General features: G+C 44.5%; 24 protein-coding genes. 11 read left to right on the forward strand and 13 right to left on the reverse strand.

Annotated elements, in window-relative coordinates; translation table 11 throughout:
- Window positions 1-122: 122 nt before the first annotated feature.
- Both R7R24_RS05635 and R7R24_RS05640 read right to left on the reverse strand, forming a co-directional pair.
- Complete coding sequence (locus R7R24_RS05635) at window positions 123-509, reverse strand: thiol-disulfide oxidoreductase DCC family protein (RefSeq protein WP_025998548.1); 387 nt, start codon at window positions 507-509, stop codon at window positions 123-125.
- Between the two features lie 24 nt (window positions 510-533).
- Window positions 534-1,328, reverse strand: a complete 795-nt coding sequence (locus R7R24_RS05640; RefSeq protein ID WP_104976353.1) for a DUF4344 domain-containing metallopeptidase — start codon at window positions 1,326-1,328, stop codon at window positions 534-536.
- 862 nt (window positions 1,329-2,190) lie between these two features.
- On the opposite strand from R7R24_RS05640, the gene gltS (R7R24_RS05645) reads away from it, so the two are divergent.
- Complete coding sequence (gltS, locus tag R7R24_RS05645; RefSeq protein ID WP_005374448.1) at window positions 2,191-3,426, forward strand: sodium/glutamate symporter; 1,236 nt, start codon at window positions 2,191-2,193, stop codon at window positions 3,424-3,426.
- A 99-nt stretch (window positions 3,427-3,525) separates the two neighbouring features.
- Here gltS (R7R24_RS05645) and R7R24_RS05650 read toward each other — a convergent pair whose 3' ends face one another.
- Genes R7R24_RS05650 through R7R24_RS05660 form a run of 3 tightly spaced genes read right to left on the reverse strand, consistent with a single transcriptional unit; the run spans window position 3,526 to window position 5,581 of the window.
- Window positions 3,526-4,356 carry a hypothetical protein gene (locus tag R7R24_RS05650; protein ID WP_171342396.1) on the reverse strand — a complete coding sequence of 277 codons (831 nt, stop codon included), beginning with the start codon at window positions 4,354-4,356 and terminating at the stop codon, window positions 3,526-3,528.
- Window positions 4,356-5,213 carry an ABC transporter ATP-binding protein gene (locus tag R7R24_RS05655; protein WP_005383221.1) on the reverse strand — a complete coding sequence of 286 codons (858 nt, stop codon included), beginning with the start codon at window positions 5,211-5,213 and terminating at the stop codon, window positions 4,356-4,358. The genes R7R24_RS05650 and R7R24_RS05655 overlap by 1 nt, the downstream gene beginning before the upstream one ends.
- On the reverse strand, window positions 5,210-5,581 hold the full coding sequence (locus R7R24_RS05660) for a GntR family transcriptional regulator (RefSeq protein WP_005374444.1): 372 nt from the start codon (window positions 5,579-5,581) through the stop codon (window positions 5,210-5,212). Before R7R24_RS05660 ends, R7R24_RS05655 begins: the two co-directional genes overlap by 4 nt.
- Before the next feature lie 413 nt (window positions 5,582-5,994).
- On the opposite strand from R7R24_RS05660, the gene gltS (R7R24_RS05665) reads away from it, so the two are divergent.
- Both gltS (R7R24_RS05665) and R7R24_RS05670 read left to right on the forward strand, forming a co-directional pair.
- A complete protein-coding gene (gene gltS / locus R7R24_RS05665) occupies window positions 5,995-7,221 on the forward strand; it encodes a sodium/glutamate symporter (RefSeq protein ID WP_191116170.1) in 1,227 nt (408 codons plus the stop codon).
- Window positions 7,222-7,375: 154 nt separating this feature from the next.
- Complete coding sequence (locus R7R24_RS05670) at window positions 7,376-8,242, forward strand: glycerol kinase (RefSeq protein ID WP_191116169.1); 867 nt, start codon at window positions 7,376-7,378, stop codon at window positions 8,240-8,242.
- A gap of 90 nt (window positions 8,243-8,332) precedes the next feature.
- On the opposite strand, the gene nagB is transcribed toward R7R24_RS05670, so the two are convergent.
- The gene (gene nagB / locus R7R24_RS05675) at window positions 8,333-9,133 is read right to left on the reverse strand and encodes a glucosamine-6-phosphate deaminase (RefSeq protein WP_005374441.1); all 801 of its coding nucleotides are present in this window, start codon (window positions 9,131-9,133) and stop codon (window positions 8,333-8,335) included.
- A 374-nt stretch (window positions 9,134-9,507) separates the two neighbouring features.
- Between nagB and R7R24_RS05680 the strand changes: the two genes are divergently transcribed.
- Window positions 9,508-9,759, forward strand: coding sequence for a DUF3081 domain-containing protein (locus R7R24_RS05680; protein ID WP_005374440.1), 252 nt, complete (start codon window positions 9,508-9,510; stop codon window positions 9,757-9,759).
- Window positions 9,760-9,906: 147 nt separating this feature from the next.
- On the opposite strand, the gene R7R24_RS05685 is transcribed toward R7R24_RS05680, so the two are convergent.
- Window positions 9,907-10,260 carry a DUF413 domain-containing protein gene (locus tag R7R24_RS05685; protein ID WP_005374439.1) on the reverse strand — a complete coding sequence of 118 codons (354 nt, stop codon included), beginning with the start codon at window positions 10,258-10,260 and terminating at the stop codon, window positions 9,907-9,909.
- Between the two features lie 149 nt (window positions 10,261-10,409).
- Between R7R24_RS05685 and R7R24_RS05690 the strand changes: the two genes are divergently transcribed.
- Window positions 10,410-11,303, forward strand: a complete 894-nt coding sequence (locus R7R24_RS05690) for a LysR family transcriptional regulator (RefSeq protein ID WP_005374436.1) — start codon at window positions 10,410-10,412, stop codon at window positions 11,301-11,303.
- Window positions 11,304-11,384: 81 nt separating this feature from the next.
- Here the strand turns inward: R7R24_RS05690 and R7R24_RS05695 are convergent, their stop codons facing one another.
- The 3 genes from R7R24_RS05695 to R7R24_RS05705 all read right to left on the reverse strand — a co-directional run bounded on the left by R7R24_RS05695 (window position 11,385) and on the right by R7R24_RS05705 (window position 13,064).
- Window positions 11,385-12,080, reverse strand: a complete 696-nt coding sequence (locus R7R24_RS05695) for a pirin family protein (protein WP_206946709.1) — start codon at window positions 12,078-12,080, stop codon at window positions 11,385-11,387.
- 9 nt (window positions 12,081-12,089) lie between these two features.
- Window positions 12,090-12,533 (reverse strand): DoxX family protein, encoded by a 444-nt coding sequence (locus R7R24_RS05700; protein WP_005374434.1) that lies wholly within the window; start codon window positions 12,531-12,533, stop codon window positions 12,090-12,092.
- Window positions 12,534-12,860: 327 nt separating this feature from the next.
- Window positions 12,861-13,064 (reverse strand): hypothetical protein, encoded by a 204-nt coding sequence (locus tag R7R24_RS05705; protein WP_318119471.1) that lies wholly within the window; start codon window positions 13,062-13,064, stop codon window positions 12,861-12,863.
- Between the two features lie 194 nt (window positions 13,065-13,258).
- Here R7R24_RS05705 and R7R24_RS05710 point away from each other — a divergent pair, with 194 nt between their 5' ends.
- The 3 genes from R7R24_RS05710 (at window position 13,259) to R7R24_RS05720 (ending at window position 16,024) form a co-directional block, all read left to right on the forward strand.
- Entirely contained in the window at window positions 13,259-14,626 is a 1,368-nt protein-coding gene (locus tag R7R24_RS05710) for an AlkA N-terminal domain-containing protein (RefSeq protein ID WP_206946711.1), read from the forward strand.
- A complete protein-coding gene (locus R7R24_RS05715; protein ID WP_206946713.1) occupies window positions 14,623-15,105 on the forward strand; it encodes a methylated-DNA--[protein]-cysteine S-methyltransferase in 483 nt (160 codons plus the stop codon). Before R7R24_RS05710 ends, R7R24_RS05715 begins: the two co-directional genes overlap by 4 nt.
- Before the next feature lie 100 nt (window positions 15,106-15,205).
- On the forward strand, window positions 15,206-16,024 hold the full coding sequence (locus R7R24_RS05720; protein WP_025768737.1) for a hypothetical protein: 819 nt from the start codon (window positions 15,206-15,208) through the stop codon (window positions 16,022-16,024).
- 72 nt (window positions 16,025-16,096) lie between these two features.
- Here R7R24_RS05720 and R7R24_RS05725 read toward each other — a convergent pair whose 3' ends face one another.
- Window positions 16,097-16,705 (reverse strand): YitT family protein, encoded by a 609-nt coding sequence (locus tag R7R24_RS05725; RefSeq protein ID WP_005374427.1) that lies wholly within the window; start codon window positions 16,703-16,705, stop codon window positions 16,097-16,099.
- Window positions 16,706-16,906: 201 nt separating this feature from the next.
- Between R7R24_RS05725 and R7R24_RS05730 the strand changes: the two genes are divergently transcribed.
- Window positions 16,907-17,302 (forward strand): GFA family protein, encoded by a 396-nt coding sequence (locus tag R7R24_RS05730; RefSeq protein WP_033907219.1) that lies wholly within the window; start codon window positions 16,907-16,909, stop codon window positions 17,300-17,302.
- Window positions 17,303-17,339: 37 nt separating this feature from the next.
- Here the strand turns inward: R7R24_RS05730 and nhaD are convergent, their stop codons facing one another.
- Both nhaD and R7R24_RS05740 read right to left on the reverse strand, forming a co-directional pair.
- A complete protein-coding gene (gene nhaD / locus R7R24_RS05735) occupies window positions 17,340-18,770 on the reverse strand; it encodes a sodium:proton antiporter NhaD (protein WP_017633821.1) in 1,431 nt (476 codons plus the stop codon).
- Between the two features lie 420 nt (window positions 18,771-19,190).
- On the reverse strand, window positions 19,191-20,216 hold the full coding sequence (locus R7R24_RS05740) for an acyltransferase (RefSeq protein ID WP_149191664.1): 1,026 nt from the start codon (window positions 20,214-20,216) through the stop codon (window positions 19,191-19,193).
- A 250-nt stretch (window positions 20,217-20,466) separates the two neighbouring features.
- On the opposite strand from R7R24_RS05740, the gene R7R24_RS05745 reads away from it, so the two are divergent.
- Both R7R24_RS05745 and R7R24_RS05750 read left to right on the forward strand, forming a co-directional pair.
- Complete coding sequence (locus R7R24_RS05745; RefSeq protein ID WP_086047588.1) at window positions 20,467-21,057, forward strand: TetR/AcrR family transcriptional regulator; 591 nt, start codon at window positions 20,467-20,469, stop codon at window positions 21,055-21,057.
- 127 nt (window positions 21,058-21,184) lie between these two features.
- Window positions 21,185-22,042, forward strand: coding sequence for an alpha/beta hydrolase (locus R7R24_RS05750; protein WP_086047587.1), 858 nt, complete (start codon window positions 21,185-21,187; stop codon window positions 22,040-22,042).
- Window positions 22,043-22,207 lie beyond the last annotated feature (165 nt).

The raw sequence follows: 22,207 nt of genomic DNA on the forward strand, positions 1-22,207 counted from the left end.
CCTGATAAAAGTGTTAATACTTATTGTTGTAATGCTTAGAGATTAACCGAGTTAATCAATCAGAAGTACTGGAAATTTGTAAATCTAGACGAAGGTCGTAGCATTTTTAAGCGGGATCACAATTAACGTGAACACGACCCACTATTGCAACGAGAAGTCCCTGTTAACCAATATGAGACGCGATACCTATTCTTTGCGAATTTGAGGTAAAGCCAGTCAGCAACAGGTTTAACGAGGCGCCAACGCAGTGGAGCGTAGAGCCAACCGCGACCAACTAATTGCCACGCACGATGAGTCACGTCCAACCCAAGCAGAAGCTCCCCCTTTTCGTTGAGGGCGTGCAAAATGGTGTTAGCTTGTTCAGGAGCGATCTGAGGATAATCTGCGAATGCATCACTATAGATATCGACGGTTTTGATGTGCTGCTTGGCATCGCGTTGTTTTAGCGCCTTCATCTCTTTGGCACAAAGCGGGCAGGTTCCGTCATAAAATATGGTGAGTTTTGTCATTGCGGTCTTCTTGTTTGAGATTTTCTAATCGCTTTTACGTGGCGAATTTTCTTTTGGTTCATTGTTTTGCAAGTAATGCAGCCAATTGTCGCGAATGTTGCCGTAATTGAATTGGCAGAACTCTTTGCGATCACGCAGGTAGTCTTTTTCTACTTCATCGAGTAAGGCTTTGTATTGCTTAGGATCACTACCGTACACCAAACATAACGTTGAAAAGTAACGCTGCAAATCAAAGCTGTGTTCGTCAATGTACTCGCCAAAATCGTAGTAGTCCGGTCTGTCGTCGGATTCGAATGCGAACATGTCGGCGGCGCTAATGGCCATATCTGCGCCATCTTCTAGGAAGTCAATCATTAAAATAGTGGCAAAATTATCGACCGCATCTTCTTCTTTTCCGAGAACAGGGATGCTTTGATCTTCGATGTAAGCATGTCCAGCTTCATGAAGTAAAGTGTGCAATAACGTATCTAGCGCCCCTGTTTTTGGGGATTTTCCGAAGCGTTCTTCATACTGATTATTGGAGAAGTAATTGAGCGACTCCAAATAAAAAGTGTAAGGAACGTATATTGTGTGTGTATCAGGATCATACATTGGACCATCTTCTCCGCCGTAAACCAGCGTGAGAGCTTTATCAAATGGAAAGTAGGCCTGAGATAGCTCAGCAAAGATGGTGTTTACATCGCTGCTTTGAATAGATTGTTGGGCGATTTTTTCATGAGTTGTCTCTACGGGAGAATATTGAATACGAATGTTTTCAGCTGCTGTAGCTGATGAGACGACGCTGAGTAATAGTGCAGGGCAAAGCGAATGAATGTTCATGTGGGACTCTTGTTATTGAATAACTTGTATAAAAAATTATACATGTTTTTGTCTGATGCATAGTTGGGGTTGTACTCATTAGCCAAAGTCGGGACGTCGGTCTCGAAAAGCAATCATGATAACATCGCATATTTCGGCTGCTTGGTTCTCTAGGGCGTTTATCAAGACCTCCTGGATAAGAACGGCGGTGAAGTTATTAGCTATGCATCGTATTCTAAGAAGCTTACTGAGTAACTGTGCTTCGATCTTTATCTGTGAAAATGATAATAGGCAGTTAATCATTGCAAGGTTTAACTATGGGGTTGGTGAATGTCACTGAATTGAAGAAAATTATCAGCGATATGTTATAATCCTGCTCCGTTGTGACGAAAACGTTTGTTGCAGCCTGAGAGTTTCCTTGGATTCGGCTCGTTTATACACCATGAGCCAGAGTTGAAAAGCTACGACAGGAACAGGCAAACCCAATTGTTTTGAACGCGCTCTCGGCGTTTAGCGGTTACAACGGGAAGGAACTTTGTTTGATAGTAATTGACACATTCTGTTTAAGTAAGGGAGCCCGAAGTGGTTCAGAAAGTGTCACCCAGAATTTACTCACAACACGACAGCCCAAGCGATAACGCACAGGTATTGCGAGGGGCCATTTGAAGGAGCTGTATCAGCTCCTTTCACATTTAAGGGCTTGCTAACAGCGTAAAAACTGACACATCGCTTAAGGAGCGCCCCTTAAACTAGCCTAAGGCGCATCTACACCAACTTTTTGAGTATTTTCGAAACAATAAAGCGAGAAAATTTGCTATTGAACGAAGGTTAAACTAACACTCATTCATTACGGAGAATGAAGAGAACAATAATAAGAGGCGATATGAATCATTTAATATCTGTAGGTGCACTGGAGTCCTTCTTGGTCGCAATTAGTGTGCTTTTCCTGGGGCATTTTATTAATGCTAAGCTACCGATTTTAAAGAAATTCAACATACCTGAGCCGATTGTAGGTGGTCTTATTGTAGCCTGCATGATTACTGCTCTTCATTTCAACGGCATCGATTTAGAGTTCGACTTGCCATTACAAAATACGTTTATGTTAATGTTTTTTGCGACAGTTGGTTTGGCCGCAAATTACACTCAGTTGATGAAAGGAGGTGCGAAGGTTTTTATCTTCTTAGCTGTCGCATCGTTTTACATCATCATACAAAATGGCGTTGGCGTTTCACTTGCGGCGGCGCTCGGTTTAGATCCTTTGATGGGGTTAATTGCTGGCTCGATTACTCTGTCTGGTGGTCATGGTACAGGTGCTGCGTGGTCACAAACCTTTCAAGACGTGTATGGATTGGATAACGTCTTAGAAATTGCAATGGCATCAGCGACTTTTGGTTTGATCATCGGCGGTATCATTGGTAGCCCTGTAGCGCAGCGCCTAGTCGAAAAGAACAGCATAGAGTCTGAGTATGGTCGTGGTGGTCGAGATGCCAAAACTCACGAGAAATTCCCGGAGTTGGTGACTTACAATGAATACGAAGAAGATAAAGTAACGGCGAAAAAAGTGGTGGAGAAACTCTTCTTCCTACTGATCTGTGTTACTGGGGCCAAGTATGTCGAGCAATGGGTAAGCACGTATGAAATCTCATGGCTGATGATTCCAGACTTCGTATATGCGCTATTCATTGGTGTGATCATTACGAATTTCTTGGAAGTGACCAAGATTCGTAAGTTAGATGCCGAAACGGTAGATATGTTAGGTACGGTATCGCTATCTCTGTTCTTAGCGATGGCTCTGATGAGCTTGAAGTTATGGAATATCTTCGATCTAGCGATTCCATTCTTGGTTATTTTAGCTGTGCAGTCTGTCGTCTTAGCAATCTTTACGTACTATGTTACGTTCAAAGTGATGGGAAGCAACTACGATGCTGCTGTTATTGCAGGGGGGCACTGCGGTTTTGGCTTGGGGGCAACCCCAACAGCCGTAATGAACATGGGTTCGATCGTTAACCGATTTGGCCCGTCGCCACAAGCATTTATGGTGGTGCCAATTGTGGGCGCTTTCTTTATCGACATCGTCAACTTAATTATCTTGCAAGGCTACATTTCATTCCTTGGTTAAAGTTAAGTGGATGAGCTCCTAGAGGCGAAATAAAACGGTCACAACACTGGTTGTGACCGTTTTTTTATGACTTGGTTTGGTCGTTTATTGAACGAAGCATTATTGGATAGTTCGGCTGAACTTGAGGCTAGCTGTCCAACCAAGAATACCAATGAAGGCGTAAATGCCAACGTTTAACCAACCCGCTTGAGGAATGGCATTGAATGGGTTTGGTGTAATAATGGCGTGCAGCGGGAGGTAAAGCACTTCGGAGAAAAACTGATCTAGCCCGTAGAAACCAAAAAGTGCGATAGGCATCCAACGCAGCGCATAAATGGCGATAAACAAAATGACCAGTGGTGAGTTCACTTTTTGTGAAATAGCCATCGCAGTTAATGCCAGCGGTAACAGCAGAATACCGGTGAACAACATTCTGATTAAAAACTCTCCCCAATGCAGCAGCACGTAACCTAACGAGGCTTGGCGGTACAATAAAGCCAATTGGTGATCAGTAGAGATGTTCAGCAACCACAACATTAAATTTGCAGCGAGTACGAGCACCGAGCAGACAAGCGGAATCACCAATAAGCCAAATCCTAGCTTCACTAAATGGGTTTTTATGTCACTGACAGGCATACTGCGCCAAAACATAATGCTGCCTTCCGCCCGTTCTTTGCGTAGCGTTCTTGGGAAGTACTGAACGGCTAACAAGATAGACAGCAGCCCTGCTCCTCCGGAAATCAACATATTGACGTCATCACCAAGCTCTTTGTGAATGTCACTGACATCGCCACCAAAGCTCATTTGGAAAAACATATTGTGTTGTAGAGTATCGTTACTCATTAAACTCACAAAGAGAATAACTCCACACGCCAACACAAACAGTGGAATACGTAAAACAAGAGGGTTTTCTAACCACTCTTTTTGCAACATCGCGACAACTGAACGCATTACGCTGCCTCCTTCTGCAATGCTAAAAATAGATCCGCTAACTTCACCCCATGGATGGAACCCATTGTTTCTGCTTGTTGGGCATACTGGGCTTTGAGTAACCATTTCGTTGAACCGAGGCCTTTTTGTGACGAGAGTGGGTTCATCGCTTCAATTTGTGTGCGGTGCTCGTCGTTGGCTTCAAGAATGAAATAGTCTTCACTGATACTGTCCATCGAGGTTTGCAGAACGGGGCGACCATGCTTAAGAATCAGAACATCTGTCAGCAAGTGCTCAATCTCTGATACTTCATGACTGGCGATGATCAACACGCGCTCGCCGTCGTGAAACCATTCCAATAAGTGACGATAAAACGTCTCGCGATACACGAGATCTAACCCGAGTGTCGGTTCATCCAATATGAGGATTTGGGTGTTGGTCGCGATCACAATCGCGAGGTGTAATTGCACCTTCATCCCTTTGGATAAAGATTTGATGCGCGCACGAGGTTTGATGTCCGTTTGACGAAGTAGCGTATCTGCTTGGGCGCGATTGAACCCTGGATGCACGCCCTCGGTATAGTTAAGCAGTTGAGCAACGGTCATCCAATCTGGCAGAACGTTGACATCCGAGATGTAGGATAAGCTCTGCATTATCTTGTCGCGTTGCATAATAGGTTCAAATCCGTTGATACGAATAGTGCCCTGATATTCATGTGCACCGAGTAGGGCATTAATAAGCGTTGATTTACCTGCGCCATTATGGCCGAGTAAGCCAAGTACTTGTCCTGCATGTAGGTCGAAACTCACTTCATGCAGTGCTTCTCCTTGTTGCTGATATTGCTTGGAGACGTTGTTTACACTGACTAATGCGCTCATTGGTCACCTTTCAAGTGTGGTTTTAGTTGTTGAATGAATTCGTCGAGTGACATATCCAGACGCTGTATTGTGTCGGCTATCTGCGGAATTTGTTGCTGAAGAAAACGTGCCTTCTCGTCTGCGAGTAATTTGAGCTTTGCTCCTGAAGCGACAAACATACCTTGACCGCGTTTTTTCTCCACTAGCCCGTCATCAACAAGCAATTGATAGCCTTTCATAACGGTGAGGTGGTTAATTTTCATATCTGCAGAGATGCTACGGACGGAGGGCAGAGCATCGCCTTCTTGCCAGACACCTTGCAGTATTTGCTGCGTGATCTGGTCTGCCAACTGTCGAAATATCGGTTGGCGATCATGCCAATTAGTCATGAGTGAATCTCTTGGTTGAGATGGTGTTATATATATGTATAACACCTAGTGCATTAGAGAGAAAGTAATAATTTAAAACCTAGTGTATCCGCCTGTCTCATTCGCTCTAAATATCCACCTATGTGGTCGTTGTTTTGAGGTTTTGTTTTATATGGAAATTAATTGCTTCTCATAAGTTGAGAAGTGTTGTTTTTCTCTTCCCATCAATACACTTATCACCTGTTCTAAATGAATATTCTCACTGAATGATAATTAGCATAATTTTAGGTCTGCCTATTTCTTACTTGATGAGAATTGATGGTCAAAGAGGCCTAGAAAACAAAAGTTTCGAGAGGCAATCTGACTGGCTTAGGCACCTATCTCACGTTGAGCGCGTGCTCAATGAATGAGAAAGAGTAGAGTAAAGAGGTCTCATGAATCAGGTAATATCTATCGGCCCACAGGAGTCGTTCCTCGTCGCAATTTGCGTGTTGTTTTTAGGGCAGTTCATCAATACCAAGTTACCAACCTTAAAAAAATTTAATATTCCAGAGCCAATTGTTGGTGGTCTAGTGGTCGCTTGCGTCATCACGACGATGCACTTAAACGGTGTGGATGTTTCCTTTGGTTTACCACTGCAAAACGTCTTTATGCTGATGTTTTTTGCAACCGTTGGCTTAGCGGCAAATTACACCCAACTGATTAAAGGCGGTGCGAAGGTTTTCATCTTCCTAGTTGTGGCATCGGTCTACATTCTTATCCAAAATGCGGTCGGCGTGTCCTTAGCAACAGCGTTGGGGTTAGATCCACTCATGGGGTTGATCGCCGGATCCATTACGCTTTCTGGCGGACATGGAACTGGAGCTGCGTGGTCGCAAACTTTTCAAGAAATGTATGGTTTGCATAATGTTCTAGAGGTGGCAATGGCTTCTGCTACATTTGGCTTGGTGATGGGAGGGATTATTGGCAGCCCTGTTGCACAAAAGCTACTAAACAAACACAACTTGGAATCGGAATACGGACGCACCAATCAAAGTCATCAGAGTTTCCCTGAACTGGTGACGTACAACGAACATGAGGAAGATCGTGTCACAGCGAAAAGAGTCGTTGAAAGCTTGTCCATCATTCTACTTTGCGTGACAGGCGCGAAGTATCTCGAGAGTTGGGTAAGCAGTTTTGACATCAAGTGGTTAATGATTCCCGATTTTGTTTATGCGCTGTTTATTGGTGTTGTTATCACTAACATCATGGAAGTGACGAAGGCGCGCAAGGTTGATTTAGAAACCGTTGATATTCTTGGCACGGTTGCACTATCTCTATTTCTTGCCATGGCCTTGATGAGTTTGAAATTGTGGAATATTTTCGATCTTGCGATCCCATTCCTTATTATTCTTGCTATTCAGTCGGCAGTGTTGGCGATGTTCACTTACTACGTAACATTCCGAATGATGGGAAGCAACTACGATGCGGCGGTGATCGCTAGCGGACACTGCGGTTTTGGATTAGGTGCTACACCGACTGCGGTCATGAATATGGGCTCCATCGTGAGTCGATATGGTCCATCACCACAAGCATTTATGGTGGTTCCAATTGTCGGTGCATTCTTCATCGACATTGTGAATTTAGTGATTTTGCAAGGATGCATCGCTTTTATTCGATAACATTCGCTTTTTTACCGAAATAACAAAGCCAGCACCTATACGCTGGCTTTGCTATTTGTAACACGAAATCTTGTTTGCCTGACTTCAAGCCGTGAAATCAATGCGTTACTATGACGACATAGTGTTCAATTTTGCAGCAGCATGAGGTACCCACATGTCTGAAAAAATATCGACGTCGGCATTAGCGAAAATGCGCAAGGTAGAAGCTAAGCTGCTGTTTGCCGATCTCAAACGTGCAGGCTACATCGTTCGCCAAGATGAAAAGTGGATTTTGACCGAAGAAGGGGCAAAGTTTGGCGGTGAGTATGTGGATCACCCTAAATTTGGCCAGTTCATCGTCTGGCCGGCCAACTTACATATTGAGCTGACTCCCAGCTCAGGGAAAACATTGAGCGCGACACAACTGGGTGAAAAGCTGAAATTGAATGCGAAGCGCATGAACCAGCTTTTGAGTGAACTGGGTTGGTTGACCAAATCCGAAGAGGGATGGAGTGTCACAGAAGCTGGTGTGCGCGCTGGTGGGCAGCAAAGAACCGATAAAGAAACACAAAATACCTTTGTCGTATGGCACGATGTGGTGCTGCGTAACAAGCGTCTTAAGCAGTCTGTCATTGAGTTTTTAGGGCAAGACGCGGAGTCACATTCTACGGATAAATCGTACTCAAGCTTTCGCCAAAAATTTGAAGCCAAGCACCGAACATTAGATGGGCATTACGTGCGCTCTAAGGGGGAGTTGCTCATCGACAACTGGCTGTACTTGGCTGGTGTTGTGCACGCTTATGAGCGTCAGTTGCCGATTGACCAAGATGTCACTAGCGATTTTTACTTGCCAGGTGGCAAAGTCTATTTGCAATTTTGGGGAAGTGACGATGGGGAGATGGCTCAGGCCGACCGTGAGACCATTCGTACTGTTTATGAGCAGCATCATTTCAATCTTATCGAAGTCGAACCGAGTGAACTAGACAAGTTGGATGAAGTGCTTCCTAAGCGTCTTCGTCAGTTTGGTATTAAAGCTTATTGACGACTTAAGCCCGCTGTTCAGATAAGAAAAAACCCGTGTTCAACACGGGTTTTGTATTTTTAGTGTATTTCTAGGCTGCAATCCTATGGGTTAAAAGCCTTTGATGTTTTCTGCTTCTAGCTCAGAGAAGTACTTCACTGTCTTCACTTTCAGTTCTTGTTGAGCTGGTTCGTCGCATACGATCACCGCTTTAGGGTGAAGCTGAAGAGCAGAAACTGTCCATAGATGGTTTACACAACCTTCCACGGCTGCTTCAAGTGCCTGAGCTTTGTTATGACCAGTGACCAAGATCATCACTTCTTCTGAGTCTAGAAGCGTACCAACACCGATAGTCAGCGCGTATTTAGGCACTTGGTTGATATCGCCGTCAAAGAAGCGAGAGTTCGCAATGCGAGTGTCTTCAGTGAGGGTCTTGATGCGAGTACGAGAAGAAAGAGATGACGCTGGCTCGTTGAACGCGATGTGACCGTCGTTACCCACGCCGCCCATGAACAGGTTGATCTTGCCGTAAGACTTAATTTTGTCTTCGTAACGCTTACATTCTGCGTCGTGATCGTCTGTGTTACCGTTCAGTAGGTTGATATTTTCTTCTTGAATATCAATGTGATTAAAGAAGTTGTTGTACATGAACGAGCGGTAAGATTCTGGGTGATCCGCAGGGATGCCAATGTACTCATCCATGTTAAAAGTCACGACGTTTTTGAAGCTGACTTCGCCGGCTTGGTAAAGCTCGATTAGGGCTTTGTAGGTTGCTAGAGGAGTGCCACCAGTTGGTAGACCCAGAACGAATGGACGCTCAGCAGTAGGTTTAAAGTCGTTGATACGCTTAGCGATATGCGCAGCTGCCCACTTACCTACTTGTGCTGCTCGAGTTAACGGGATAAGTCTCATTTTGTGCCCCTAGTTATTGGAATTGACGATGTACTGAAACATTAATTCGCATTATAAAATAAGTAATGGCGAACTGCTATTGTTTTAGGTCAAAATTTTGCTTTTTCTTTAACCAATGTTGGTTTTGTCGACGATTTTTATATCTAAATGCTTTTATAAGACGATTTTTTACAAAGAAATTGCATTATGAAACTGACGAATCAATAGATAAAATTTATGATCTAAATTAAGTTCTGCCTTCGCACTTAACCTTGTTTTTTAACAACCTACAGAGTGCGAAATCGCACACGAACTTCAAATATTATGGGTTAGATATGGCATGGCGCTCATTCTTTAACCATAATTGAAATGTGTAAACCAGTGAGGAATTCGGTATGAAAAATGAGTTAGATCCGAGCAAAGTACTACAGGCTTACGAATGTGTGATGAACAACGGTACACCAACCGAATTTGGTAAAATGTATGAAGGTGTAGAAGCGTTTTCTGACTACGATGGGTACAACGTTTTCTTGAGAGGGAATGGTGTTGAGCTAAAAATTGGCTTCCACAACACCTATCACTTGGAATATGACCAAGAGCATTTGAAAGAGAGCTTTCTGAAAAAGATTGCGACGCTCGCCAAGTAAACGGTCATCACCCAAATATTAAAAAAGCCCTTGGGAGAATGCCCCCTTGGGCTTTAGGAGAAGAAATGAGCTTGTCTTGCTCGCTCAGTAAAGTCAAACGAGCTTTCGCCTACTGCTAGAAAAAGGCGAGAACTAGGTTATTGGTTATTAATCGTCTTCAACCAAACTCTCTTCAATGTATTCTTCTGTGGCGTCAGGCTTGTTACGACCATTTAGCGTATGGAAGCGCTTGCGACCACGAGCAAGTTGGGTGTACTTTAGCCACGTACGCTCAAGTTTTGTTTTTGCTTTGCCCGGGTTTTCTAACACCTTGATGAAGTGTTTCTCTTCGCTGTTTTCAGGTGTTAATTCGCCTGACTCTAAGCCAAGCATTGTATCCCCATAAATTGTTAGGATTTCCTCTTCTGAAAGAGTAAAATCGCCAGACTTTGCAAAGCCGCGTGGGAATTTTACGTTATCGTAAAAACGTTTTTTGCCATGACGGAATTCAGTGTCAGACATGTCAACAGCCTCTGTAACCGTTATTGATGAATGTAGTGAACTTACGGCGAAAATTAGGCTTAAATCTAACAAAAGAAAAACAAAACTTTTTTGTCGTCATGATTTTAATTAGTTGTTAATCTGGTTTTATATTAACCAGGAGATGGTTTATGGATGTAAAAGTCTTTCGAACATTTTTAGAGCTGGCAAGAGTTCGTCACTTTGGACGTGCTGCTGAGAACCTTTATATTACCCAAGCCGCTGTGAGCGCACGTATCAAACAATTGGAAAGTTACTTCGATACGCAATTGTTTATTCGTGATCGAAATAACATAAAGTTGACCTCTGCAGGTGAGCGCTTAATCAGCTATGCCGAGGTAATGGTCACTACATTGCAACAAGCGAAGCTAGAATTATCGCTTGAAGATGGCAAAGCGCTGCAACTAACGTTAGGTGGCACGCCAAACATTTGGGACGCTTATTTACAGAATTGTTTAAGTGTCGTCACAGATTCGTTTGGTGGTTATGGCTTCATGGCAGAAGTGATGGGACGTGAGATGCTCAGTCGTAGCTTGCTAGAGCGCACGTTAGATATGGCATTTGCGTTCGATCAGATCAAAGCTGATGAGCTTAACTGTAAAAAAGTGGCAGATGTTGTTCTCGTTCTGGTATCAACTGAGAAAGATTCTTTAGACACCGTTTTCGAAAACAAATATGTGTACGTTGACTGGGGGACGCGTTTCTCCTCAGAGCATTCTGAGCGTCACCCTAAGATTCCGGCTCCATATTTACGCACTTCAACAGCGCGTATCGCATTGGACTTTATTTTAGAGAAGGGTGGAGCCGCGTACTTACCAATCTCTCTCGTGGAGCCATTTATCGCTAATGGGCAGCTTCACAAGGTGTCTGGAGTAGAAGATTGGTGTCGCCCTATCTATTTGAGCTATCGTAAAGCTAGCTCGTCTGTAGACGCGATTAAGCAAGTGGAAGAAATTGTCAAAGAGATCGATCCACTGACCGCTTACAGTTTTCAGCAAATTGGTTCTGGCACTTCCGACGAATAGCGTTGAATGAAAAGTCAGAAAAACGAAAAAGCCGCCTTGAGAAATCAAGGCGGCTTTGTTTTTATCTCGATGAATCGATAGTTATGGTAAGTCAAACAACAGGGCTGTTGTGCTTTCGTTTGATGTATTGCGCAAAACAACCTTACTCTGGTGTTCAACCTTCGCGCCGTCGCCAGCCGTCAAAGTGGTATTGTCGACACTAAGGCTGCCTGTCACTTGATGGATGAATAGCTTTCGGCCCGACTCAATCTCAAAGTTTAGTTCGCTACTTGGCTCAAGAATTAACTGATGCAAAGTCGCATCTTGCTTAATAAGTAGCGTGCCGTTTTCTCCAGTTGGAGTTGCGATAGTCGTTAACCCAGGATTGCGCCCAAAATCTTTTTGCTGATAACCTGGTTTGGTTCCAAATGTGTTCGGTTGAATCCAAATCTGTAGAAACCGCAGCGTATCTTGGTTCGATGCATTGTACTCACTGTGGTAAATCCCTTTCCCTGCCGACATGAGTTGGAATTCACCTGCAGGTAGTGTTTTGACGTTACCTTCACTGTCTTTGTGTGCGATAACACCTTCCAACACATAGCTGATGATCTCCATATCACGGTGGCCATGTGTATCAAAACCCGCGCCAGGCTTGACTACATCGTCATTAATGACTCTCAGCTCAGAAAAGCCCATATGTTGAGGATCGTAGTAGCTACCAAAAGAAAACGTATGTTTGCTATCAAGCCAGCCAAAGTTTGCTCGACCTCGGTCTGCTGCATGTCTTACCGTAATCATAAGGCCTCCTTAAGAGAGCTTTTTGTTTAAAAAGTTATCTAACGCTGCTTTACCTGCGCCAGAGAACGCCAGAGAAACGCTTGCTGCCAGTAATGCTAAGCCAAACTCGTAACCGTTGTTTGCCATGAATAGGCCATTTTCAAAGTGGACAGAGAATATCGCTACCACCATCGTGAACGCCAAAGCAACCGCTGCTGGTCGAGTTAGCAGACCAAGTAAAATGAACAAGCCGCCAAAGAACTCTGCGCTGCCCGCAAGTAACGCCATGAGCACGCCAGGACCTAAACCGATAGATGCCATCCACTGACCTGTGCCTTCTAGCCCGTAGCCACCAAACCAGCCAAATAGTTTTTGTGCGCCGTGCGCCATAAAGATAATGCCGATTGGAACGCGAAGTGATAGTGCGCTGTAACCTGCGTTTGATGTGGTAATTTTCTGTAATAGTGCTTTCATGATTCTGTCCTCTGACTCTTTTCAATGAGTGGGAAGCGTGTGCTCCCGTGCTGTTGAGAACAGTTTAGGTAGAGGCGAACATAAAAATAACGGGAGGATTTTGATAAACTCGTTCTAAAAAATTGAATGATTGGTTTTTATTTATTTAAATCAATGTCTTGATTTTTATATTCGGGTGTTTATTTGCCGATTATTGTCTGTTTTAAATCAAGGTCTGTCATTATTTTCGATAAACATTTTTGCTGTTAAACAAAAAAAAAGAGCACATGTACTGTGCTCTATTGCTTTCGCTTTTAACAAGGGAGAAAGGTGTGTTAAAGAAAACCGTCAGAGGTTCATTAAGCTCTCTAATGACTCCTCTACATTGTTGTAGTGATAAGTTCGAATATTACGTCCATCCGTCGTATTAATCTGAATTTCTGAGATCTCGTTATCTGAGTCTCGTTCGATAATTCCAATAGAATGATCTACGGATTTACTGGTAATAACCTTTTGGTTTCTTAATACAATTACGCAAGTATGTAAGTCCATGCCAATTCCCTTTAGCCGACGTTGTTGTGATGTTCTGGATCTAACTTTAGTGTACAAAAGCGCTAATGCCAATAAATCTCAATATTGAGTTCCGAAAATGGCTAATTGTGGGCGCTTAAGCAAGCTACAATAACACTATATTGAACGATGCCTATGAACAATAAATGACAAAAGGCATGAGCAAGGAAAGCACTATGTTTATTCACCCCCATACCTCACTGACCTTCGAGCAGTGTCACAAGGCGCGAGTCGCGCGAGACAGTCGTTTTGATGGGCGATTTTATGTGGCGGTAAAAACAACGGGAATCTTTTGTCGTCCGATTTGCCCGGCAAATTTGCCTAAAGAAGAAAATGTTGAGTATTTCGCTGATAAGACGCAAGCCCTTCAAGCAGGGTACCGTCCGTGTTTACGCTGTCGACCTGATAGCGCGCCTGGATCTTGGGCATGGAAAGGTGTCGAGACGACCTTTCAACGAGCGATTTCGTTAATTGATAGAGGGGAGTTGCATCACCATTCGGTGTCTGAGTTGGCTGAGCGTGTTGGGATTTCTGACCGTTACTTACGTATGTTGTTTGAGCAGTATCTAGGTATGTCACCCAAGCAGTATGCGCAATATCAGCAACTAATGTTCGCCAAACAGTTGCTTCACTCCAGCTCTATGTCGGTCACCGACGTGGGGTTTGCATCAGGTTTTAACAGTACGCGCCGCTTTAACGATGCTTTTCAAAAGTTTCTCAAATTAACGCCTTCTCAAGTACGCCGTAAAGAGTTTGATGGTGCGGGTTGCAATCGAATTGCCTTACCTTATCGAGGTGAGTTGAATTGGTCGCACATGTTGGACTTCTATCGTTTGCGAGCGGTTGAGGGAGTTGAGCTAGTGAGTGATGAGAGTTATCAGCGCAACGTTTTTTTGGATAACAGCAAAGCCTGGTTTAAAGCGACAAAAGATGAAGGATACTTAGAACTGGCGTTTGAAATTGAAGACGTAACGAAGCTGCAAAACTTGGTGTCTGACATTCGTCGTATGTTCGATCTTGACGCTGATATTTGTACTGTTGAGCAGCATTTGGAGTATGTCGCGCCTGGGCTCGTGTCGAGTAAAGGTATTCGTATTCCTGGTGTATGGAATGCATGGGAAGCAGGGGTTAGAGCGATTTTAGGCCAGCAGGTGTCGGTTAAAGCGGCGATTGGTCAACTTAACTTATTGGTGGCCACACTTAGCGGAGAGTCAGAAAAACGTTTTTTCCCGACTCCCAGTGATATTGCGAACTCCGACGTGAGCTTTTTGCGCATGCCGCAAAGCCGTAAAGAGACGCTAGTGCGCTTCGCCCAGTTTATGCAGGACAACTCAGAAGCTGACCCCCAGCAGTGGCTAGCTTTGAAAGGCATTGGACCTTGGACCGTCAGTTATGCTCAACTGCGAGGGCAATCTCAACCCGATTGCTTTCTAGATAAAGACTTAGTGGTGAAAAAGGCGATGCAGCGTTACCCATCACTGAATACGCACACTGCGGCCCCTTGGGGAAGCTACGCGACGTTTCACTTATGGAATCAATCATGAAAACATTTTATACCGAAATGCCGAGTCCACTAGGAACGGTGACTATCCAATCGAACGCTGAGGGCTTACTTGGCATTTGGTTTGAAACATGCACCACTAAGCCGATTGAGCTGGGGGTGCGAGACGAGCAGCATCCGGTCTTGCGCCAAGCTGTCACCCAACTGGATGAATACTTTGCTGGTCTGCGCAACGAATTCGACTTGCCCCTTGCAGCGACAGGCACTGATTTTCAAAATCAAGTTTGGCAGGCACTAACGACCATTCCATATGGGGAAACGTGGAGCTATCAAGATCTCGCGAATGCGATAGGTAACCCTAAAGCTGTGCGTGCTGTTGGGTTAGCAAATGGGAAGAATCCGATTTCTATCGTGGTGCCTTGTCATCGCGTTATTGGCAAAAGCGGAAAACTGATTGGGTATGCAGGTGGAGTGGAGCGCAAGCAACGTTTGCTCGCGTTGGAGCAAGGTACACCGCTTTAAGTGAGGCGATTCTCATATTGGGATTAAGCGTGCTACACAGGGGGAACGATAGTGTAGAGTTTCATATTCGTTATACGAACAGAAAAAGGACAATAAGGACATGCCTTTCAAAACGGATTTTGATGCCTTCATGAGTGAGTGTTGGCAGCATCACGAGGAAAATCCCGAACAAATTTATGCTCAGTTAGAAACGGCTCTGAGCGAGGTGGAAGATGTTACCCAAATCGAGCGAATATTCGCATTGATGCTGCATACCGCTATTGGGCATCTCCAGTGCCCAGAACAGTTTCTTACTTGTTTAGAGCACTTTGATGAACGCAAGGTTGCCGAGAGTTTGGCATTTCAACGCAGTATTGCCGTTGCGCGCTATTTCGTAGATGGCACTGACAATATGGAATTATTGGAAGAGCAAGAGCAACGCCGAGTTTACGCTTTGATTTCGAATGAACTTTCTGCACTTGTTCAGCTTGAACTGGCGAGTCAATGGTTGGTGAAGGCAGCGTTAGGAATGACGCCGAACGATGCAGAAGGGCCATTAGCGCGCGCTATCGCGATCACTGCAAACAACTTAGCATGTCAGTACGAAGCGCTGGCTGAGCGCACGTGCATGGAAAAATCGAAGATGTTAGAAGCAGCAACACTCGCGCTAGACTATTGGAAAGTGGCAGGGGGTTGGATGCAAGAAGAGCGCGCAGAGTATCGCTTAGCGATGAGCTTGCTTAAAGCGGATAAACCGCAAGAAGCCAAAGTGCATGCTGAGCGCTGTGAGGCTATTTGTCAGCAAAATGGTAGCGACGCGTTTGAGCTGTTCCACGCACATGACTTGTTGATGCAAGTACACTTCCATCTTAGCCAGAAATATAAAGCTAAATTGGATGAAGAGATGCAGCAGCACTGCAAAACGAGCTCGTTGACGTGATCTTAGCGTTGAATGAAAAAAGCCCCGAGCGACTGGCTGGGGGCTTTAGGGTTGTTGACTATGCAGCGATGATTATGCTGCTTGCGCTTTTGCTTGGTATCGTCCTGGTTTATGGTTCATCGCCAAAATCAAGTTTGTTGCGATGGCACCTAGAACAGATAGAGCGATAAGGTGCACATCTACAATGAACAGTGACATCACCACGATGGCACAATCTAACGCCATTTGAACTTTACCCGCTCGAACTCCAAAACGTTCCTGAAGGTACAACGCAAGAATGTTAAAGCCACCCAAACTCATTTTGTGACGGAAAATTACCAACATACCGATTCCAATCAGCCCACCACCCAAAAGTGCCGCATAGAAAGGTTCGATTCGTGAAATCTCAATCACATGATGCAGATGATCGACCGCAAAAGAGACAATCGAAACCGCAATAAAGGTATTGATAGTGAAGCGCCAACCCATGCGCATCACAGATAAAATATAAAAAGGGAGGTTAAGAGCGAAAAATATCTGACCAAAACTGAAGTCACTCACTTTGGTTAGGAAGATCGCCAAACCAGCCGTACCACCAGTGAGCAATCCTACTTTGCTAAAAAATATCACCCCAAGTGACACCAACGCACTGCCGAGCGTCAGAGCCAAGAGGTTCTCTCTTAGGCTATGATCTTTGTCCATAAATTAATTTCCTTGGTTTAAAAACCGCGCCGGAGACAACACGTCTCACGGACGCGATAGACAGTCGCCAAAATAGCAACTAACAAATCGGCCAATAAAATGTCGCGAAAAGTGATGGATGTCGAGTTTTTGGACGAGATTATGATGATATTAACCTGTTTAACATAATGTACACAGATAGAAAAACAACAAGGAAAAGTTATGATTAAGAAAGTTGGCAACACCCAAATCAGCACATTACATCGACTGAGTTGTCACTGTGGAAAAGTTGAGCTGGAACTGGCGTTACCCAATGGTATTGAGAAGCCGAGACGGTGTGACTGTTCTATGTGTCGACGTCGTGGCGCGATTGTCGCGTCTGTACCTTTGAACGGTATTCGTATTGTGCAAGGCGAAGAAGTCTTGAAGCAGTATCAATTTAATACACACACTGCGAAGCACTTTTTCTGTGGCGAGTGCGGTATTTATACGCACCATCAGCGTCGTTCTGACCCGAGTGAGTATGGCTATAATGTCGGCTGCTTAGAGGGCGTCAACCCATATGAGTTGGGAGCGATTGAAGTGATGGATGGCGTTAACCATCCATCTGACCGCTAGGTTGTGTTGCAAGTTAAGCACCTGATTATCGGTGCTTTTAAGTAAATAAGCCGCTATTCATCCACAAGTGTACCGCAATACTGGCGGCATAACCCAAGGCGATGACGGGAGCCCACTTTAGGTGGCCAAAGAAGGTGTATTGTCCACGCGCGGCTCCCATTAAAGCGACGCCTGCCGCGGAGCCAATGGAAAGCAAACTGCCCCCGACACCTGCGGTTAATGTGACCAGTAGCCAGTTGCCCATCGACATGCTTGGTTCCATGGTCAGTACAGCAAACATAACCGGAATGTTATCGACGATTGCAGATAGCACACCAACCATTACGTTTGCCCAGACTGGGTTCCATTGCGTGTACATGACGTTTGAAACCAGTTCGAGGTAGCCAAGTAAACTTAAACCGCCAACACACATTACAACACCGTAGAAGAACAACAAGGTGTCCCATTCGGCTCGAGACACACGATGAAACACATCAAACGGAACCACTGAGCCTAAGCGCTTCAATGCCTGATCATCGCCATTGGCAATTGCCATAGCTGCTTTTTTTGCGAGTGAGTGTTTAAGAGTTTGACGCAAAAAATATCCGAAAAACTGTAAGTACGCCAAGCCCATCATCATGCCCATAACGGGTGGGAAGTGCAGCAAGGCGTGGAAAGAGACCGCAGTGGCAATCGTCAGAATGAATAATGCGACAATACGCCTTGCCCCGCGTTTTAGCTCAACGTGTTGGTGAATCGTATTCGGTTTTGTGTTTGGAACAAACAGTGACATCAAAAACGCGGGAACCAAGTAGTTCACCAATGACGGTACAAACAACGGAATGAACTCAGCAAAGCTGACATGACCGGCTTGCCACACCATCAGGGTTGTAATATCCCCAAATGGGCTGAATGCACCGCCAGCGTTGGCTGCGATAACAATGTTGATACAAGCAAGATTGACGAACTTAGGATTATCACCAGAGACTTTCATCACTACAGCGCACATCAAAAGGGCCGTAGTTAAGTTATCGGCAATCGGTGAAATGACAAAAGCGAGAAACCCCGTCAGCCAGAACAACTTTTTGAATCCAAAACCTTTACCGACCATCCACGCTTGTAAGGCATCGAAGAGTTTGCGTTCTTCCATTGCGTTGATGTAAGTCATCGCCACGAGCAAAAACAGCAGCAACTCGGCATATTCCAACAAGTTGTGTTCTAGTGCGGATTTGGCGATTTCAGGCTGGTTGTGCTGAGCAAAGGTGTAGCCAATCAGAATCCAAATTAACCCTGCAGCGAGCAGCACTGGCTTGGATTTTCTCATTTTCAGATACTCTTCCAACATAACCAGTATGTAAGCGATCGAAAAGATAATCAGAGCCGCGTAACCGACACCAGAATTAACAAGATTCAGTTCATTGGTTGATGCAGCAAAGGTGGCGCTAGAGAACAACAAACAGCAGAAAGCCACAATTGGATAGATTGGCATAGACATTTCTCCTTTGTCTGGTTGGAGAAATATTAGCCACAAATGAATGAGTTAGTTGTGAGAGAGCTCGAATTAACAGTAGGAGTTAGGAAATGATAGTGTGCGCCACTATTTTCTGAGTGACGCAATGCTTGCTGCGCCGAATAAAACCGCAGCGGCATATAAACCGTAAGTTAACCAGTGACTAATCTCTAAAAAAGGAACGAGCCCTTGACCTGCCCACATACAGCCTCCGTTTAATGAGCAATGTTGTAATAGTCGAGCCAATTTAAAGGAAATGAACAATGTTTTTTGTGAGTGAAAGCAAATTCTGAAGGATTAGAAAGTCAAAAATTGGTCAGTGAGAGAGAAATCTCATTTTTAACTGGCTAGCTCTAACCCTTTTGAGTTAAAGCTAGCTATATCTAGAGCTGAATGCATTTAGCGTAGGAGCCATTTTTTCAACGGTGAAGCGTCAATTGCTTTCACAAGCAGTATGGTTGCAACAATCGTTGCAGGATAAATAAACACATCTTTCGCGAGGTGTTGCAGCCCGATAAATCCAGCGACATTCATCATGACAATTATGATAAGCAGATGGCTAACATATATTCCTAACACGCTAGGAGATAGTTTGAAGACCCAAGGCATGTCGCCAAAATGAGGGTGAGCCAAAAGCCACATAAAGACACCTACAGCCCAGATAACGGTACCGAATAGGAAGTCGTGCGAGTTGAAAGCGATGTCATGTTGCATCAGCCAGTAAGCTTCACCAAAATGCAGTGCTATGCCAAGAATAATGCATCGAACCGTATTGTTTCGCGACCACCGCCACTGCGCTTCTCGTGCGAAATAACCCAGAACAACTAGCAACGTGCTGAAAAAAGGCCCGTTACGAGTAAAGAAAGGCGCTGGCAGGTCGGTAATGGTCGCGTAACTGCCAGCAAAGACCCCGTATATGTATAACAATACTGCAGTTGGCAGTATCAGTTGCACCATATTGATATGCACGAGAAAGGCAATTAACGCTACGGCAATGACCAGAGCCGGAATAAACCACAGATGAACGAGTCCGCCTTCGATGAGTGAATTGATCGGGGTTGACATTAAGTACCCCCAATAACCTTGCCTTTCGGCGAGATACCCAGCCTCAGCGACCGTCTGCCATTGGAATGGCATCAGTAAACAGATCATGCTCCAAATGAGCCAAACCTTCATTAACGGTTTGGCGTAGTTCTTAAGAGTATCGATAGGTGAGTGACTCAACTTCGGCTGGATTAGATAACCCGAGATGAGAAAGAACAGCGGAACAGCAAAACGAGCCAGTTGGTTGAGCATATAGCCAACCCATGGTATCCCATTCCACTGCCAGTACGTCAGTGCCATCTGGCAATGCAAACCCACAATCGCAAGCATCGCAATGATACGTGCAAACTCTAAGCTGGCTATTTTTTGTTTCTTTGCCATTACATTGTTTACCTAAATAAAAAACTTAGGTGAAAATAGCAGGTTGTTGTTGAAGTAATACGTGAAAAAGTCAACAGACTTGCGCTTACATTGAAGCTGTTTCGAAAATTAAGACTTACTTCAAACTTCTTAATTATTAACCTATTAACGCAATCAATACCTGATTCGTGAGTCGAAAATAGCACTGAATAATGGTTAGACCAGTTAACTCTAGATTGCAAAAAAGAACGATCGTGCTAAAAATAAGATTATGCAAAAAGGAAAAGTGACAAAAGAGTTTATTCTGCAGCGGGCTTTTGAGATCGCCAGCGAAGACGGATTAGAAAGTCTTACGATTGGAGAGTTAGCCAAGCAATGCGGTATGTCGAAAAGTGGTCTGTTTGCCCACTTTAATTCGAAGTTGAATTTACAGCTATCGGTGCTTGATCACGCCAATAAAGTGTTCGCTGATCGGGTTATTGAGCCTGCTCGAGAACTCGGGGATGGCAATATCGAGCGTAAAATTCGAGGGTTGCTCGACTCTTGGATGACTTGGAATCACGCATTCCAAGGAAGTTGTATGTTTCTTGACGCTTGGAATGATACGGCAGATAAAGATTGCCCGCTTCAGGCCGGACTGCGTAAATCCATAGACACTTGGCTGAGTTATTTGGAGATCCAAATAGCGAAAGGCAAAGAGAAGCAAGAATTTGCAGCAGACTTAGATACACGCCAAGCAACGTTTGATTTGTACGGTCTCTATTTGAGTGCGCATGTTTTTTACTCAATTAAAGGTGAGCAAGAAAGCTTGCGTCTGTTTTGGCAAGGGATCGACAACTTATTTTCTCGCTGGAAAGACTAATATCGGTTAATCGCTTCCCAGATTCGTAGACATAAAATCACAAGAGCGGCTGAGTTCGCTCTTTCTTATCAGCATAAAAAGCACGACCGTTCTATTTTGTGCAAAGCTGATAGTTAAGGACATGATTATGAGTGAAAAAATTTACTTTAATACATCGCAACGTTTCAGTATTAAGCGCAGTTTGGTGAACATTAGTACTCGGTTACACCATACACTGGCCCCGTCACATGCAAAGAAGACCGCGCGCAAGCTTCTTCTGACACCTGCTCGTACGCAACCTAAAAATATTGAACCTCAAGGGCTTATCAAAGGTGAAATTAAAGGGCATGCAGGCATCATCAAAACCTATACTTTGGGCTCTGGACCTATTTGGGTGCTAACTCATGGTTGGTCTGGAACGGCAAGTCAGTTTTATCCACTGATGGAACATATTGCGTCGAAAGGGTTTACTGCTTTGGCGTACGATCATCCGGCACATGGTGAGAGTGAGGGGCAGTATGGGCACATTCCGGGGTTTGTCAGAGGATTAGAAGATGTGTTGGATACGGTCGAGGATATTGTTGGCCTAGTTGGGCACAGCATGGGCACCGCTTCTGCTCTTGAGTGTAGGCACAGTAAATTAGAAAACAAGCCTTTGCTGCTTATTGCTCCGGTATTAAATTACGTAGAGAACTTATTCGGTAGCATTGCACGTTCCGGTTACTCGATGAAGCTTTTTAATGCTGTGGTTTCAGAAGTTGAAGACCAATTTGGTTATCCGTTACAGTCCATTGATCCGATGAAGCGTTTGTCTGAGCGTCCGTCTCACACCATTATTATTCACGATGAGCAAGACAAGTTCACCAAATACAGTGTCTCGGCAAAAGCGGCTGAAGAGATTAAAAACGTTGAGTTAGTGACAACACAAGGTCAGGGGCATGGTCGAGTGATGAAGTGTGGGCAAGTCTTCAGTAGTTTTGACCGTTTGCTCGATAGTGCTTGGTAACCCTTACTTTTACTGATTGACTCGCTCCGTTTTGCGCTAATTCGATTTGAAAGTAACACCTCAGATTTTTTCGTCTCTGGTGTTGCTCTCCTCGTTAAGAGGTTAAATCCAAAAAGGACAGCCGAAGCTGTCCTTTGTTTATTTAGCAGAACGTCTGCAAGGCTG

This window comes from Vibrio sp. 704 (assembly GCF_033339295.1).

What these genes read in the sequence shown, in the direction of transcription:
- R7R24_RS05650 (WP_171342396.1), bottom strand. Translation starts at nt 4,356, where the DNA reads ATGCGTTCAGTTGTCGCGATGTTGCAAAAAGAGTGGTTAGAAAACCCT.
- R7R24_RS05705 (WP_318119471.1), bottom strand. Translation starts at nt 13,064, where the DNA reads ATGGACTTACATACTTGCGTAATTGTATTAAGAAACCAAAAGGTTATT.
- nagB (WP_005374441.1), bottom strand. Translation starts at nt 9,133, where the DNA reads ATGAGACTTATCCCGTTAACTCGAGCAGCACAAGTAGGTAAGTGGGCA.
- R7R24_RS05715 (WP_206946713.1), top strand. Translation starts at nt 14,623, where the DNA reads ATGAAAACATTTTATACCGAAATGCCGAGTCCACTAGGAACGGTGACT.
- R7R24_RS05635 (WP_025998548.1), bottom strand. Translation starts at nt 509, where the DNA reads ATGACAAAACTCACCATATTTTATGACGGAACCTGCCCGCTTTGTGCC.
- R7R24_RS05680 (WP_005374440.1), top strand. Translation starts at nt 9,508, where the DNA reads ATGAAAAATGAGTTAGATCCGAGCAAAGTACTACAGGCTTACGAATGT.
- gltS (WP_005374448.1), top strand. Translation starts at nt 2,191, where the DNA reads ATGAATCATTTAATATCTGTAGGTGCACTGGAGTCCTTCTTGGTCGCA.
- R7R24_RS05700 (WP_005374434.1), bottom strand. Translation starts at nt 12,533, where the DNA reads ATGAAAGCACTATTACAGAAAATTACCACATCAAACGCAGGTTACAGC.
- nhaD (WP_017633821.1), bottom strand. Translation starts at nt 18,770, where the DNA reads ATGCCAATCTATCCAATTGTGGCTTTCTGCTGTTTGTTGTTCTCTAGC.
- R7R24_RS05750 (WP_086047587.1), top strand. Translation starts at nt 21,185, where the DNA reads ATGAGTGAAAAAATTTACTTTAATACATCGCAACGTTTCAGTATTAAG.
- R7R24_RS05710 (WP_206946711.1), top strand. Translation starts at nt 13,259, where the DNA reads ATGTTTATTCACCCCCATACCTCACTGACCTTCGAGCAGTGTCACAAG.
- R7R24_RS05690 (WP_005374436.1), top strand. Translation starts at nt 10,410, where the DNA reads ATGGATGTAAAAGTCTTTCGAACATTTTTAGAGCTGGCAAGAGTTCGT.
- R7R24_RS05640 (WP_104976353.1), bottom strand. Translation starts at nt 1,328, where the DNA reads ATGAACATTCATTCGCTTTGCCCTGCACTATTACTCAGCGTCGTCTCA.
- R7R24_RS05730 (WP_033907219.1), top strand. Translation starts at nt 16,907, where the DNA reads ATGATTAAGAAAGTTGGCAACACCCAAATCAGCACATTACATCGACTG.
- R7R24_RS05695 (WP_206946709.1), bottom strand. Translation starts at nt 12,080, where the DNA reads ATGATTACGGTAAGACATGCAGCAGACCGAGGTCGAGCAAACTTTGGC.
- R7R24_RS05670 (WP_191116169.1), top strand. Translation starts at nt 7,376, where the DNA reads ATGTCTGAAAAAATATCGACGTCGGCATTAGCGAAAATGCGCAAGGTA.
- R7R24_RS05660 (WP_005374444.1), bottom strand. Translation starts at nt 5,581, where the DNA reads ATGACTAATTGGCATGATCGCCAACCGATATTTCGACAGTTGGCAGAC.
- R7R24_RS05685 (WP_005374439.1), bottom strand. Translation starts at nt 10,260, where the DNA reads ATGTCTGACACTGAATTCCGTCATGGCAAAAAACGTTTTTACGATAAC.
- gltS (WP_191116170.1), top strand. Translation starts at nt 5,995, where the DNA reads ATGAATCAGGTAATATCTATCGGCCCACAGGAGTCGTTCCTCGTCGCA.
- R7R24_RS05740 (WP_149191664.1), bottom strand. Translation starts at nt 20,216, where the DNA reads ATGGCAAAGAAACAAAAAATAGCCAGCTTAGAGTTTGCACGTATCATT.
- R7R24_RS05720 (WP_025768737.1), top strand. Translation starts at nt 15,206, where the DNA reads ATGCCTTTCAAAACGGATTTTGATGCCTTCATGAGTGAGTGTTGGCAG.
- R7R24_RS05725 (WP_005374427.1), bottom strand. Translation starts at nt 16,705, where the DNA reads ATGGACAAAGATCATAGCCTAAGAGAGAACCTCTTGGCTCTGACGCTC.
- R7R24_RS05745 (WP_086047588.1), top strand. Translation starts at nt 20,467, where the DNA reads ATGCAAAAAGGAAAAGTGACAAAAGAGTTTATTCTGCAGCGGGCTTTT.
- R7R24_RS05655 (WP_005383221.1), bottom strand. Translation starts at nt 5,213, where the DNA reads ATGAGCGCATTAGTCAGTGTAAACAACGTCTCCAAGCAATATCAGCAA.